This is a genomic window from Alphaproteobacteria bacterium, from assembly GCA_018063245.1.
Classification (GTDB): domain Bacteria; phylum Pseudomonadota; class Alphaproteobacteria; order JAGPBS01; family JAGPBS01; genus JAGPBS01.
This window is the reverse complement of the sequence record JAGPBS010000009.1, coordinates 1-14,551: the sequence shown is the minus strand read 5'-3', so window position 1 is coordinate 14,551 and position 14,551 is coordinate 1. Positions and strand designations below refer to the sequence as shown.

At 39.7% G+C, this 14,551-nt stretch carries 11 protein-coding genes and 1 tRNA gene; 5 read left to right on the top strand and 7 right to left on the bottom strand.

The features are described from left to right. Positions 1–162 precede the first annotated feature (162 nt). Positions 163–498 carry an IS1 family transposase gene (locus tag KBF71_02060; protein ID MBP9877101.1) on the bottom strand — a complete coding sequence of 112 codons (336 nt, stop codon included), beginning with the start codon at positions 496–498 and terminating at the stop codon, positions 163–165. Beyond that, positions 485–844 (bottom strand): IS1 family transposase, encoded by a 360-nt coding sequence (locus KBF71_02055; GenBank protein MBP9877100.1) that lies wholly within the window; start codon positions 842–844, stop codon positions 485–487. The genes KBF71_02060 and KBF71_02055 overlap by 14 nt, the downstream gene beginning before the upstream one ends. Positions 845–1,064: 220 nt before the next feature. On the opposite strand from KBF71_02055, the gene KBF71_02050 reads away from it, so the two are divergent. Next, positions 1,065–1,140: transfer RNA gene (locus tag KBF71_02050), tRNA-Ile, on the top strand. Positions 1,141–1,144: 4 nt separating this feature from the next. Here the strand turns inward: KBF71_02050 and KBF71_02045 are convergent. The 4 genes from KBF71_02045 to KBF71_02030 form a co-directional block, all read right to left on the bottom strand. Continuing rightward, complete coding sequence (locus KBF71_02045) at positions 1,145–2,884, bottom strand: EAL domain-containing protein (GenBank protein MBP9877099.1); 1,740 nt, start codon at positions 2,882–2,884, stop codon at positions 1,145–1,147. A gap of 150 nt (positions 2,885–3,034) precedes the next feature. Beyond that, positions 3,035–3,229, bottom strand: coding sequence for a Trm112 family protein (locus KBF71_02040; protein ID MBP9877098.1), 195 nt, complete (start codon positions 3,227–3,229; stop codon positions 3,035–3,037). A gap of 18 nt (positions 3,230–3,247) precedes the next feature. Then, positions 3,248–5,974: an aconitate hydratase AcnA gene (gene acnA, locus KBF71_02035; protein ID MBP9877097.1), complete on the bottom strand. Its 2,727-nt coding sequence runs from the start codon at positions 5,972–5,974 to the stop codon at positions 3,248–3,250. 56 nt (positions 5,975–6,030) lie between these two features. Then, positions 6,031–7,338, bottom strand: a complete 1,308-nt coding sequence (locus KBF71_02030; protein ID MBP9877096.1) for a cation:proton antiporter — start codon at positions 7,336–7,338, stop codon at positions 6,031–6,033. Between the two features lie 149 nt (positions 7,339–7,487). On the opposite strand from KBF71_02030, the gene KBF71_02025 reads away from it, so the two are divergent. From KBF71_02025 to KBF71_02015, 3 genes are all read left to right on the top strand, one after another. After that, positions 7,488–7,790, top strand: coding sequence for a helix-turn-helix transcriptional regulator (locus KBF71_02025; GenBank protein ID MBP9877095.1), 303 nt, complete (start codon positions 7,488–7,490; stop codon positions 7,788–7,790). Next, positions 7,787–8,986: a type II toxin-antitoxin system HipA family toxin gene (locus KBF71_02020; protein MBP9877094.1), complete on the top strand. Its 1,200-nt coding sequence runs from the start codon at positions 7,787–7,789 to the stop codon at positions 8,984–8,986. The genes KBF71_02025 and KBF71_02020 overlap by 4 nt, the downstream gene beginning before the upstream one ends. A gap of 128 nt (positions 8,987–9,114) precedes the next feature. Beyond that, positions 9,115–10,890: a hypothetical protein gene (locus KBF71_02015; GenBank protein MBP9877093.1), complete on the top strand. Its 1,776-nt coding sequence runs from the start codon at positions 9,115–9,117 to the stop codon at positions 10,888–10,890. A 2-nt stretch (positions 10,891–10,892) separates the two neighbouring features. Here the strand turns inward: KBF71_02015 and htpG are convergent, their stop codons facing one another. After that, a complete protein-coding gene (gene htpG / locus KBF71_02010) occupies positions 10,893–12,749 on the bottom strand; it encodes a molecular chaperone HtpG (GenBank protein MBP9877092.1) in 1,857 nt (618 codons plus the stop codon). Between the two features lie 179 nt (positions 12,750–12,928). Here htpG and KBF71_02005 point away from each other — a divergent pair, with 179 nt between their 5' ends. Continuing rightward, complete coding sequence (locus tag KBF71_02005) at positions 12,929–14,251, top strand: hypothetical protein (protein ID MBP9877091.1); 1,323 nt, start codon at positions 12,929–12,931, stop codon at positions 14,249–14,251. Positions 14,252–14,551: the final 300 nt, after the last annotated feature.

The window sequence follows — 14,551 nt, the reverse complement described above, 5'->3', positions numbered from 1 at the left end:
TAAGCCAAAGCCTTCCTGCGCTGATAAGCCACATAGCCCAGCCCCATGAGACTGCCTCCTAAAAGGAGCGTGAGGGTCGGTTCGGGGGCCTGTTTGAATACAAGGGCGCCTATGCTATAATAACTATGGGATTGCTAAATTTTCATAGATAATATGTATTTTCTAAAAACAAGAAAAAGAAGCGATAGCTTGACCCATTTCAGCAGATTTTGAGGTGCACTTTGTTTTGCGCCTAAAGCGCGCAATGTAATGCCTTATGTCAGAGTTAACACTTTCAACTGTATATGTTTCTTTTTTTGAGGCAATGTGTTTGTCGGCTGGAAAATAATCCCTATAAATTTTAAAATAGTCCGTCATAATTTTTTCCGGGTTAAGGTCTTTGACTTTTCCAATGATTTCAAGTGCCGGCCCTCTACCCCGTGAACCAAAAGCAAGGGCGACAATCCTTCTGGTTCTTCGATGAATAGCAGTCCATACCCAAAATTTACTTTTTTTCACGTATAAAATGCCATAGCTCATCGACCTCGATAATATCAATATCTTTTTCATCAATATTCTGAATTGAATCTTGAAATTTTTGCTCTAAAAAATAGCCAAAGTTCTTAATCCACTTTAAAACAATAACGTTGCTTACGTTTAAAAAACGGCCAATAGCCCGGAATCCTAACCCTTCAATATATAATTTATATGCCATAATATGCATTTTGGGGGAATATCCATGCTTATTTGATTGGGTGAAATTACATGCGCAATCTTTGCAACGATAGCGCTGCTTCCCTTGCATAAAGCCATTTTTGACATATTTGATAGACTTGCATTTTGGGCAGTGTAAATCTTGTGGCATAATGAGTTCCTTTCTTATTGTTATATTTCCTCATTATATATTATCTATGAAAATTTAGCAATCTCAGAAATATTACACTTGTTTGTGTTTCTAACAAAAAAGACTTTGTTCGAAATTTATCCTAATTTTATATAATGTTAACATTTGCTTTAGCCACTGATAATTTGAAGCTTTTAAAAGGGGGATAAAGTGTGTATACTGGTCAAATCTTTCTGATCAAGGGCCTGTAGTTCAGTGGTTAGAACGCACCGCTCATAACGGTGTTGTCGGGGGTTCAAATCCCTCCGGGCCCACCATTTGTTATTTTGATTTGGGTTTAGGCCGTTTTGTTTGTTTTTTGAAAAATGAGTTTTTATTGTAATCTTGATACCATTGATAAAAATCTTTTGCAGGCAAAGGCTGACTGAAGTAAAATCCTTGCACTTGGTCACAGTTGTGGTCTTTTAAAAATTGCAATTGTTCTCTTGTTTCAACGCCTTCAGCAATGACTTTAAGATTGACCACTTTTCCAAGTGCGATGATGGCATTGGCAAGCTCAGCATCAGCATTTTTTTCGCCATTCAGATCTTTGATGAAGTGCCTGTCAATCTTGAGAATATCAACAGGTAGATTTTTGAGATAGGCCAATGAAGAATAGCCCATGCCGAAGTCATCAATTGAAAATTTAATGCCGATTGATCGTAATTCTTTAATATAGACACTGACACGATCCATTTGATTCATGAGCATACTCTCAGTGATTTCGAATTCAAGAAGATCTGGGGTCATATTGGTTCTGTTTAAAATTTCAATGACCTTCGGAACGAAGGATAAATCATCCAATTGGTAAGTTGAAAGATTGACTGATATTGGAATTGGCTTCATACCCATTTTTTGCCAGGCAACAGATTGCTTACAGGCTTCTTCAAGAACCCACATGCCCAAAGGGACAATGAGTCTGTTTTTTTCAGCATTTGGGATAAAGTCATTAGGCGAGATCAGTCCTTGCTGAGGATGGTTCCAACGAATCAAAGCTTCGATGCCATCTATTTCTTGGCTCTCAATATTGACTTTTGGTTGGTAATATAATTCAAATTGATTTGTATCAAGGCCTGCTCTTAGGTCATTTTCCATTTGTATGCGTTGATGAGCTTGCTTATTCATCCGATCATCATAGAAGCAATAAAAAGAGCGTCCTTCCCGTTTGGCTTTATTTAAAGCGCTCTCAACATGGCTGAGTAAGTCTTCAGGCGCTGAGCCATCAAAGGGATACATGGCGATACCAATGCTGGTTGATAAGTAAATCTTTTGATGATCAATATTTAAGGGTGAGCTAAAGAGTTCGATAATTCTTTTTGAGAAGCTAGCAGCGCATTCATAATCCCATAAGTTTGCAGCAATGATACCAAATTCATCACTGCCTAATCGGGCTAAATAATCACTTTCACGAATATTTTTCATCAACTTGTCAGCTGTGGCTTTCAGAACTTTATCTCCGAACTGATGACCCATTGTTTCATTGATATCTTTGAAGTGATCGATATCAAATATTAAAACAGCGAATGGTTTATCTGTGCGTTGTGAGTGAGCGATTGTCTTTTCAAGCCCTGATAAAAATGCGCTTCGATTATTGAGGCTTGTTAAAATATCAAAGTTCTGTAATTCAGAAATTTGTGTGAGTAGCTTTTGGCGTGACAAAGCATACTGAAGAGTGGCATGAATGGCGTGCTTATCGAGTGTTTTTTTATTGACGAATTCAATACCAAGGATATTTTGCTTTTCAATAGCCTCTTGTTCTTTTTCATGTTCAGTGAGAAAGATGATTGAAGGCGAATGTGTAACGGTGAGCATAAGATCTCGGTAGAGATCGGTACAATCCTGGTCAGGCAAAGTTGAATTGATAAAAATACAATCAAAGTTACCTTTTTGAGATTTAGCAAGCGCTTGAGCGGCAGAGGAGGCTTCTTGTAATTCTAGATCAATAGAGACAGAGTTAAGAACACTTTTTAAGTGATTCTTTTCAGGGCAGTCTGAATCTACTATTAAAACATTGATCGTCATTTTAACTCAATTTGAAAGTGTTGCTCATTCTTGGAGTGAACTGCTCTACTTAGAACAAAAGAGGTCTATCTTTCATCATGATCAAAATAATTTAAGATGGCGTTAAAATTGACGCAAGAGAACTTAATTCATTTTAAGGGCAAATGACATTTATGATGATTCATCATGAGAAAGTTTTCGGGCTTCTTCAACGAGCATGATCGGAATACCATCGCGAATTGGGAAAGCCAGTCCAGCTTGTTTGCTAATCAATTCTTGATTTTCTTTGTCATATTTTAAAGGCGATTTTGTCAACGGACAGACGAGTATGTCCAGTAGTTTTGGATCTAAAATTTGATTCGGCATTGAATAGTCCTGTATAAGTTATGAGACAGCGCGCAGGCCATCAGAATTATTGTGTCCTTGAGTCAGATTTCTTAAAACATAATGCAGAATACCACCATGACGGTAATAGTCAACTTCATCGAGTGTATCAATGCGTGACATGACTTCTACAGTTTCAGTCTTCCCATTTGATCTTTCAATGTGAATCTGGATTTTTTGTTTTGGTTTTAAAGCCTGATCAATGCCTTCAATGGTGATGATTTCAGATCCATCAAGCCCAAGAGAGAGTCTTGATTTGCCATCAATGAATTGGAGGGGCAAAATACCCATCCCAACAAGGTTTGATCTGTGAATGCGCTCAAAGCTCTCTGCAATCACGGCTTTAACGCCAAGCAGCATTGTACCCTTTGCTGCCCAGTCGCGTGATGATCCTGTGCCATATTCTTTACCTGCAAAGATCACAAGGGGTGTTTTATCTTGTTGATATTTCATGGCTGCATCATAGATTGGCATCTCGGCATTGGTTGGCAGATATTTTGTATAGCCACCTTCTTTACCGCCCATCATTTCATTCTTGATGCGAATATTGGCAAAGGTACCCCGCATCATCACTTCATGATTCCCACGACGTGCGCCATATGAGTTGAAATCACGAATTTCAACTTTATGGTCTGTTAAATATTGCCCTGCAGGACTGTCTTTTTTAATCGAACCAGCTGGAGAGATGTGATCTGTTGTGATGCTGTCACCAAAAAGACCTAAGATGCGTGCCTTGCGGATGTTTTGCAGAGCCTTCGGTTCGCGTTCCATGCCTTCAAAGAGAGGAGGCAATTTGACATAGGTAGAATTATTTTGCCATTTATATGTAACGCCTGTACTGGTTGCAATGCTCTTCCATTCATCAGGACCTTCAAAGACATTGCTGTATCTTTTCTTAAACATGAAAGCGCTGAGTGATTTCATAACAAGATCAGAAATTTCAGTGCTTGATGGCCAAATGTCTTTCAAATAGACATCATTGCCTTTTTGATCCTTGCCAAGAGGTTCTTTACGTAAGTCAACTTTCATTGATCCCGCTAAGGCGTAAGCAACAACAAGTGGTGGTGAAGCAAGGTAGTTCGCTTTACAATGCGGATTGATACGTCCTTCAAAGTTACGATTTCCTGAGAGGACTGAACAAACTGTTAGATCATTCTCTTGAATGGCATTGGCAATTGGATCAGGCAGAGGTCCTGAGTTTCCGATACAAGTTGTACAGCCATAGCCCACAAGGTTAAAGCCGAGAGCATCAAGGTCTTTTTGTAGATCTGCTTTTTCAAGATAATCAGAGACAACCTGAGAGCCCGGGGCTAATGATGTTTTCACCCAAGGCTTGACTTTGAGGCCTTTTTCATGCGCTTTACGAGCCAAGAGGCCAGCTGCAACCATGACGTAAGGATTGGATGTGTTTGTACAGCTTGTGATTGCGGCAATCACAACATCACCTTGTTTGATTTGATAAGGGGCGCCAGCGACAGGAGCTGTCTGAGAAATTTTGTCTTGAGGCACTTTGAAGACAGCATCAAGATCCTTTGTAAAGTTTTGTGCTGCATCTTTGAGCGCAATTCTGTCTTGCGGTCTTTTTGGTCCAGCCAAAGATGATTCAACTGTTGAGAGATCAAGCTTCAATGTATCCGTATATTTGAATTTTGTTGGGTTGGCAGCATCATACCACATGCCCTGTTCTTTAGCATAGGCTTCTACCAGAGCAATGCGTGATTCATCACGTCCTGTAAAGCGGAGGTAGTTTAATGTTTCCTCATCGATTGGGAAAATACCACAAGTGGCGCCATATTCAGGGGCCATATTTCCAATAGTTGCTCTGTCTGCAAGTGAGAGATAAGCAAGGCCACTGCCAAAAAATTCAACAAACTTACCAACAACACCTTTTTTACGGAGCATTTCTGTTACGGTAAGTACAAGGTCGGTTGCAGTCACGCCTTCTGCAAGGCGACCGGTTAACTCAAAGCCAATCACTTCAGGCAGAACCATTGAAACAGGCTGGCCAAGCATCGCTGCTTCAGCTTCAATACCGCCAACACCCCAACCAAGAACAGCAAGTCCATTAACCATGGTTGTGTGACTATCCGTACCCACAAGCGTATCAGGGAGAGCAATGGCTCTGCCGTCATCATCATTTTCAACCCACACGACTTGTGAGAGATATTCTAAATTGACCTGATGGCAAATCCCTGTTCCTGGAGGGACAACGCGGAAGCGATTAAAGGCTGTTTGCCCCCATCTTAGAAAAGCGTATCTTTCATGATTGCGCTCAAATTCGCGTTCCACATTCATTTGAAAAGCGGTTGGCGATCCAAACTCATCAACCATCACAGAGTGATCGATCACAAGATCAACTTGTGATAAAGGGTTTATGCGATCAGGGGTTCCGCCTAATTTAACAACAGCTTCGCGCATGGCAGCCAAATCAGCGACAGCTGGAACGCCCGTAAAGTCTTGCATTAAAACGCGGGCAGGGCGATAAGCAATCTCATGATCAGATTTTCCTGTTTTAAGCCAAGAAGCAATCGCTTTAATATCATCAACTTTAACACTGCGGGCATCTTCAAAGCGGAGTAAATTCTCGAGAAGAATTTTCATTGAATAAGGCAATGCAGAGATATCGCCAATCGTCTTTGCCGCTTCTTTTAGCGAATAATAATCATAGTCTTTGCCAGCAACGGAGAGTGTTTTTTTTGTTTTGAGTGTGTCTTGGCCAGTTTTCATGAGTTAATTACCTTTCTGTCATTATTTTTCATGTTTCAAATTCTAAACGAGAATCTTTAATTTTTGGTTCGCTCATCTGTTTGATCAGTTTTTTTTGACAGAGAGTCAATTTTTGATCGAATGTTGTGATAAAAGTCACTGACGCTCTTGATCTCGCCCTGGTAGAGTCCCAGAACAATTCCTCGGGCACTTGTAATGCCTTGGCTTGCAAGTCCATGGAAGCGGCGAACCGTTAAAAGCCATAAGGGGCTGAGTAAAAGGCTGAGAGCAATCACTGAAATCGCCAAGTTGTAATCGTAATCATCCAGAATTTTCCCTTTGAAACCAATCGAGGTTAGCAAGAAAGCAAATTCACCCAGCTGCGCCATGACAAGCCCTGCCGGAAAAGCATTTTCCCATGACTGACCGAGCATGCGTAAAGCTGCGATATTGAGAACAGTCTTGATAGAAACAGCCGTTAAAAGGAACAAGAAAACAGCATGAAAGTTCTTGAAAATAAAGCCCAAATCAATCATGAGGCCAATTGAGAGGAAGAAGACAACCAAAAGAACACTATGGATCGGATGTGTGACCTTCATAAGAATATCACGCTCAGTTGAATTTGCAATGATAAGCCCTGCCAAGAAAGCACCATAAGCAGAAGAAAGACCAAGTAAACCACTTAAAGTTGCAGCTGAAAAGCAAATCGCAAGAGCAATCAAGGGAGGCATATCGCCGTTTCCCTTAAGCCATTTGCTGAAAGGCAGAGTGAGTTTTTCTCTTTTGCTTAAAAACATGACAAGGGCAATCAAGAAGATAATGGCAATCAAGATTTTAATCCAGACCATCATGGTGATTTCACCGCCATGACTCAAGGAGCCGGCCATTAAAAGCATAGGCACCAGAGCAAGATCTTGCGCAACCAAAATACCAACGGTGATTTGCCCAATCGGATCTTTCAAGTGACCGAGTTCATCAAGCATTTTAATGGCAACAGCTGTACTTGAAAGCATAAGGATAAAACCAAAGAGAATGGTTTCTTCTCCAGTCCAGTCAACAATTTTACCTAAGACATAACAGATCAGAAGCGATGCAACCAACTGGATCACCACGCAGGAAATCGCAATTTTGATCACAGACATAAATGATTTAAAGCTGAGTTCCATCCCAATGATGAAGAGCAAGAGAATGATGCCAAGTTCGGCCAAGGCTTGAACATTTTCAGAATTTGAAATAAACCCAAAACCTGTTGGCCCAAGAACGATTCCGGCCACAATATAGCCAACAATTGCAGGCTGCTTTAAGCGTTCCAAAAAGATACCGCAAAAAACGGCAATCATGGTGACAAGGGTGATATCGGTTAAAGAGTGTGAAGTAAGATCCATAGGAGTCCTCAGCCTTATTTTAGTTTAGGCATATGGTAATCCTCTTTTACAAAAAGTGCCAGAGAGATTTTTGGAATGATTTTCTTGACAAATTTCATAACTGATACTATTATATCTATAATAAGCAAAATTTAGCCATAAAGGATATTATGATATCAGTATTAATGACGCCTAGTGAAGTTTCAGCTCATATAGCCAAGCAGGCGCGGGCAAAGCGTTTGTCTTTGAATCTGAGTCAGATTGGTTTATCGGAGCGCTCTGGTGTTAGTTATGCTGTGATTAAAAAATTTGAACAAACAGGAAAAATTTCTTTAGACTCCTTATTAAAAATTTCTTTTATATTAGATGCGTCTGAGGCATTTTTATCGCTCTTTCAGTTTGATCCTCTTATGAAAATGACTTCACTAGAAGAGTTGGTTTCTCCAAAAATGCGGAAAAGGGGGCGGCGATGAGATTTCAAGATCATCAAATGATTCATGTTTATTTGAAAATGGCGGAAGATAAGGTGCCTGTTGGGTCTCTTGCATTGAGAGACAGGCGTATCTATTTTGAATATGCACGGGATTTTTTAAGAGCAGGCCTGCAGATTTCACCGTTGAAATTACCACTTAAGTCGGGAATTTTGAGCTCGCCAGATTTAGTTTTTGAAGGCCTTTTTGGTGTGTTTAACGATAGTCTGCCTGATGGATGGGGGTGTCTTTTGCTTGATCGTAAGCTGATGAAGACGGGAATGAATCCGGGGGATTTAACACCTTTAGATCGATTATGTTACGTTGGTCATACAGGAATGGGCGCTCTGATTTATGAGCCAGAGATTGGTATGCCTGATCCTTTGCCTCATGAAAATTTTGATGAGATTGACCGTGAGATTAAGGATTTTCAAGAAAATGATAATGATCAATTTGTTGATGATTTGTTGAGTTTGAATGGATCATCAGCTGGTGCTCGGCCTAAAATTTTGGTTGAGCATGAAGGGGCGGATTGGTTGATTAAATTTCGATCTTCAATGGATCAGCTTGATATTGGGGCCATTGAATATGCTTATCACCTGATGGCAAAAGATGCAGGTCTTATTTTGCCAGAGGCTAAGTTGTTTCCATCACGAAATGGGTCAGGTTTCTTTGGTGTGAAGCGATTTGATCGTCGTAATGGTAAGCGATATCATATGCATACAATGAGTGGGCTGCTTCATGCTGATCATAGAATGCCGAGTCTAGATTATGAAACAGTGATGAAGGCAACTTTATTTCTAACAAAGAATGTTGTTGAATGTGAAAAGCAATTTAGAGTTGCTGTTTTTAATGTTTTGTCCTGTAATCGTGATGATCATGCAAAAAACTTTGCATTTTTGATGGATGAAAATGGTGAGTGGGCTCTTTCTCCAACTTATGACATTGTTTTTTCTTCAGGTCCAGCCGGAGAACATTCTACAACGATTATGGGTGAAGGCAAAAATCCAACAAAAGACCACCTGTTAAAATTAGCATCCGTGGCCCAAGTCAAAAAAGGAAGAGCGTTAGAGATTATCGATGAGGTTAAAGAAGCGATTTGTGCGTGGGAAAAGTTTGCAGATCTTGCGCAAGTTAACCCCCGTTCATATCAGCTTATCCAGAGAACTGTATCGACTCTTATTGAGGTCGCTGGGTAAGGCTCTGGACCAATTGGAGCAGAAGGGCATTCTGTTCATAAGACCAACATCACTTGACATTTAAAATAAATATGATACAATTATGTTTATTAGTATCATAAATTCAATATTTGATGAAAGGAATTATTATGCCAAATTTAGATCCATTAAAAGGTACTGTTACAGCAACCGAATCAACACAAGCCACTCAAGGCGCTCAAACAATAAAAGTTGCCCTTTCAAAACCTATTCCTAGATTAGACGATATATATTTTACTTTCATTTTAGACAGCCTAAAAGCCCTCCCTCTTGGTGAAAGAATAACTCATATTAAACAATCTGGTGCGACACCTGTGTTACAAGAAAAATTTTTCAAAAGAATGGCTTATGATGTCATGAACCGTCGATCAGATGTATATACCAGTCCTGAAGCTGTTATCAGCTTTTTTAAAGAGATCAAGGCTCTCTGTTCTTTTAGAGAAGAAGGACAGGAAAATCCGACGTATGATTCTGACCATTTTTTTACTTATTTTTTACCACTGCTGGGTGAGACGCCACGCGTTATTTCTTTTGAAATGTTCCAAGACATTCTGCAAAATGTTGCCGAAGATGATCCTATCCGCGAGATGATTGATCTTTTTCATACAGCTTTAATTCAAGACAACAATGATTTGACGTTCTTTTGTACAAACAATCCTTCTGTGACTCAATTATCAGTAGCTTTTGGTTTTGAATTGGCACCTGAAGATGTTGAAAAGCTTGCGGAGACTCTTGAGAAAAATAAAACTGTTAGACATCTGTCTCTAGTTAATGTGGGAATTAATAATGAAGGCGCAAAAATCCTTGCAAAATGTCTCATGAAAAACGAAACATTGGCAGTACTTACCTTGAATAGTAACCCTATTGAAGCTGAAGGTATAGAAGCGATTGCTGAAGCTCTTAGACATAACAAAACATTAAAAAATCTTAGTCTAAACGGTATTCGGATCGGAAATGAAGGTGCAGAGGTCCTTGCAGGAGCCCTTACGCAAAATACGGGTCTACAGATGCTTGATCTTGGTAGTGGCAAAATAGAGTCAGTTGGTATTCAAGCAATTGCTCAAGCTCTCACGCAAAATACAACTTTAGAAGGTCTTAATCTTGGGAATAACTTAATTAGTCTTGCAGGTGTTACGTTGCTTGCTGAGGCTCTCAAGCAAAATAAAGTTCTTAAAAGTTTGAATCTCAGCGGAAACAGTATGGTCCCAGAAGACATGCAGATTGGTGATGAAGGCGCAAAAGTTCTTGCGAAAGCTCTTGAAGAAAATAAAAGTTTAATCAGTCTTAAGCTTACTTCTAATGGCATTCAGGGTGCTGGTGTAAAAGCTCTTGCTGAGGCTCTTTTGAAGAATGAAACCCTTAAAAGTCTTGATCTCAAATTTGCTCGATTTGACAATGAGGCTGTTGGAGCGCTTGTTACGGTTCTCAACCAAAATACAACCTTAGCAAGCCTAAGTCTTTCTTTGGATTCGATGAATAATGCACAAGGCATTGAAAGGTTTTTGAGGGCTCTTAAGCAAAATAAAATTTTAGTTGAGTTAGATCTTTCAACCAGTCAAATTGGAGATCAATCTGTCAAATTTCTTGTGAAAGTGCTTGTTAAAAATGAAGCGCTACAAAGTCTGAATCTCAACGGAAATAGGATTGGCCTAGAAGGCATGAAAGCGATTGCAACAGCTCTCAAAGGCAATAAGACACTTGTCAATCTTGATCTTGGGAATAATAAAATTGATGACGCAGTTCTTCAGATGTTGATTGAGGCTCTTACAGGGAATACAACCCTAGCAGATCTTAATTTAGTTGGCGGCAATCGGATCAGCCAAGAGTCCAAAAATGCCCTAAGGGCATTAGATTCAAAGGCTCCAGGAAGAAAATTTGTAATCTAACCTTACAGCGCTTTTAGCATCACATCAGCCATTCTGCGCTGGAAGTCTTGTTGATTTATCACAGTCTCTCCTTCAAGGATGCGGGCGCTGTCCAAAATTAAATAGCCAAGGTTTGAGGCGAGTTGTTGCTGGGATTTATCATCCACAATTTGAGTGAGCTTTTTAATCAGAGGATGTTTTGGATTGATTTCCAAAATGCGCTTTGAGGCAATATCTAATTTTTGATGATGCTTCATCAGTTTTTCGAAATAGATATCCATATCACCTTCATCAGAGGCCAAAACAGCCAGACTATCAACAAGCCTTGTTGTGCTTCTGACATCCTTGACGTGATCTTTCAGTTCAACTTTCAAGAAGGCAATTAAAGCTTCACTTTGCGATGTGGCTTCCTTGTCTTGTGGGCTCTCAGGCTCTTTGCTGAGTTTTGAGAGATCATCGCCTGATCGTGTAATCGATTTGAATGTCTTGTCTTTAAAGCTACCAATCATCGGAATCCAGAATTCATCCACAGGATCAGTTAAGAGCAAAACATCAATATTCTGCGCTTTGAATCCTTCAAGATGTGGGCTTTTGAGAAGAGCCTCTTTGGATTCTCCAGAAATATAATAAATGTTTTCCTGGTCTTTTTTCATTTTGGAAACATAATCATCAAGACTGATCAAAGTATCTTTCTGTGAAGAGGCAAAACGAGCAAGGGATAAGAGCTTGTCTTTATGATCTTGATCTTCATAGAGACCTTCTTTCAGGACAGCGCCGAATTGTTCATAAAATTCTTTGAATTTTTCTGAATCATTGTTCGCTAATTTTTCGAGTTCACTCAGAATCTTGGTCACAAGACCAGCTTTGATTTTAGCAAGCACAGGATTGTTCTGAAGCATTTCACGGCTCACATTGAGTGGCAAGTCAGAGCTATCAACCACACCTTGAACAAAGCGGAGGTAAGGAGGGAGCAGGTCTTGAATATCATCAGAAATGAAGACACGATTGACGTAAAGCTTCAACTTTGTTTTACGATCAGGTTGAAAAAGATCGAACGGTTTTTGTGTTGGGATAAATAGAAGCGATGTATATTCGATTTTCCCTTCAGCACGCCAATGGAGTGTGAGCGCTTGATCATCAAAATGATGACTTGTGTGACGGTAGAATTCAGCATATTGCTCAGGTGTGATCTCTGATTTTGAGCGCATCCAGAGTGCATTGCCTTGATTCAGCTGAGCTTTTTCTTCTTTGCCATCGGTGAAAATCACAGGGATGGAAATATGATCAGAGTATTTTTTGATGATATAGTCAAGGCGTGTGCGTTCAAGGAATTCTGCTGCATCAGATTTTAAATGAAGGCGAATGGTTGTCCCATAGCCATTTTTGGTGCCTTCTGCAATTGTATAATCTGATTTACCGTTTGAGCTCCATTTCCAAGCTTGTTCCTCGCCCGCTTTTTTCGAGAGAACATCAACTTTGTCTGCAACCATAAAGGATGAATAAAAACCAACACCAAATTGACCGATGAGAGAAATATCACCTTTTGGATTTTCTTTGAGCTTTGATAGAAACTCAGATGTACCAGATTTTGCAATGGTCCCCAGATTTTCAATCAGCTCTTCGCGATTCATCCCGATACCATTATCGGCAATGGTGAGTGTTTTTTTATCAGTATCAACGGTGATGACGATTTTGAAATCTTCTGCTTTGGCTGCAATTTCCTTTTGTGTGAGGCTTAAATACCGTAATTTGTCAGAGGCATCTGAGGCATTTGAAATTAACTCGCGCAGAAAAATTTCTCTCTCGCTATAAAGGGAATGGGTGACGATATCAAGAATTTTACTGATCTCAGCTTGAAAGGTCATTTTTTGTTGGGACATAATGGGCTCCTGAATGGTTAAATAGACTTTGATAGAAGTGATATAGGTTTTATGAGTGATTCTGTCAAGAGGGCTTTTAATCTTTTTGAAAATCTTTGTTTTATGTCTTGACATTTAGTAAATTTTCTCTTAATTTATTTGAATCGATATTAACTGTTTATTTCAAAGGAGCTATCATTATGTCAGATTTAAATTTAAAGCGCGTTGTCAGTCATGGTAATATATTACAAGCTGTAGAAGGCCATTCTGAGGCGCGTGCTGTCGAGCACAGCCTTGTACAATCGTTTAAAAGAGTAAAATCGGATGATGGCATAATATTGGTTCCTATGCCTCGGAGCGATCTGCTGCAAAATGTTCATCTGGCAGCAGACTATACAGCAAGGCATCCTGAAGAGGGTGGGCTTATGATTCAATTATTACCAGGCCTTGTGAAAGCGCGAATTCTTGATTATGTCGATGCGCGTGATTTATCTTCTTTGATCTTTGTGTCTAAAAATCTTTTTACGCCTCAACAAATAATCCCGAAAAGAGCGAAAGGTTTTATGCAAGACATTTTGAATGCGATGCAGGCAAGGGGACACGAAAGAACAATAAAAGATATTAAACGTGTATTTTCTGCTCCTCACTTTTCAAGTGCAATTGATTTTCATAGATATGTTTTGAATTCAGAATTTTTCTTCAAGAAATTATCTGAGAATAGTCGTCAGTTGGTTGAATTGTGTCCTGTGAAGGATAGTGAGTCTCTCATTTCTGGTGAAACATTAGCCTATCACCTAATAGCGATGAAGATGCATAAAGTAATCTATGATCAAGTGCCTGATCCCCAAGGAATACTTGTGACCATATTTCATGAACTTGAAATGATCGTCAAAATGATTCAGCAAGTTGATCAAGAAAATCCTGAGCCTATTCTAGAATTAACAGGACAGCCTCTCATTCAGACGAGAGGATGTATTTACGTTACCAAATATCCAAAAACTCAAATGGTTGCATTCTCTTTTGAAGATAGTGATGCGCCTTTTTTACCCATCGAACTCTTTAAAAAGTCTGAGAGAGCCTTTCTGCTTTTTGCCCCTCATGGTTTGACGAAAATTCCTTTGGAAATTCTGACTTGCGTTAATTTACATACCTTGATTTTATTAGGATGTACTTATCTTGAGGCGCTGCCGCCAGAAATTGGTCGATTACAGAATTTGAAAAATCTGACGCTGCCAATCGCTTCCAACCCGACGACAAAACCTCGGTTAAAAATATTACCGGATGAAATAACACAGTTAAAAAATCTGAAAGACATCACATTTAATAGAGACCATAACGAGGTTTCTTCTTTAGAGTGTTACGAAAGACATACTTGTCCAGAAGATACATGTACTTATTTTTTCCAAGATTTTCCCCCAGTACAACAGAGGTGGCTTCAAGAGCTACAAGAACAGGGGTGTGAGTTGGAACAACTGCATGTTCCTGAGATAGAATTAGAAGTTGAAGAGGGCGCGCCCATCTAAACTTGTCATTCCCGCGACCTGTCGCTCCGAAGCCTTGGCGTAGGGGGAAGGCGGGAATCCATTAAAAACAAAAACCAGTACGTCATGCCGAATTTGTTTCGGCATCTCTTTGTAATTATAAGGAGATCCTGAAACGAGTTCAGGATGACTTTATGTTGAGAGATTACTGGATTCCCGCCTTCGTGTATAGTTCCGCATGAATAGCGAGCGCTTCGCAAGGGGCTTTATATTGTAGACAATGTAGCCGGGTTTTGTTGTAATTGTCAACAAATGTCATTAGGAATGCGTTTCTTTCTTGAT

Excerpts from the sequence above, each read along its gene's own strand:
- KBF71_02055 (MBP9877100.1), bottom strand. The coding sequence starts at position 844 with ATGCCACAAGATTTACACTGCCCAAAATGCAAGTCTATCAAATATGTC.
- KBF71_02045 (MBP9877099.1), bottom strand. The coding sequence starts at position 2,884 with ATGACGATCAATGTTTTAATAGTAGATTCAGACTGCCCTGAAAAGAAT.
- KBF71_02040 (MBP9877098.1), bottom strand. The coding sequence starts at position 3,229 with ATGCCGAATCAAATTTTAGATCCAAAACTACTGGACATACTCGTCTGT.
- acnA (MBP9877097.1), bottom strand. The coding sequence starts at position 5,974 with ATGAAAACTGGCCAAGACACACTCAAAACAAAAAAAACACTCTCCGTT.
- KBF71_02030 (MBP9877096.1), bottom strand. The coding sequence starts at position 7,338 with ATGGATCTTACTTCACACTCTTTAACCGATATCACCCTTGTCACCATG.
- KBF71_02025 (MBP9877095.1), top strand. The coding sequence starts at position 7,488 with ATGATATCAGTATTAATGACGCCTAGTGAAGTTTCAGCTCATATAGCC.
- KBF71_02020 (MBP9877094.1), top strand. The coding sequence starts at position 7,787 with ATGAGATTTCAAGATCATCAAATGATTCATGTTTATTTGAAAATGGCG.
- KBF71_02015 (MBP9877093.1), top strand. The coding sequence starts at position 9,115 with ATGCCAAATTTAGATCCATTAAAAGGTACTGTTACAGCAACCGAATCA.
- htpG (MBP9877092.1), bottom strand. The coding sequence starts at position 12,749 with ATGTCCCAACAAAAAATGACCTTTCAAGCTGAGATCAGTAAAATTCTT.
- KBF71_02005 (MBP9877091.1), top strand. The coding sequence starts at position 12,929 with ATGTCAGATTTAAATTTAAAGCGCGTTGTCAGTCATGGTAATATATTA.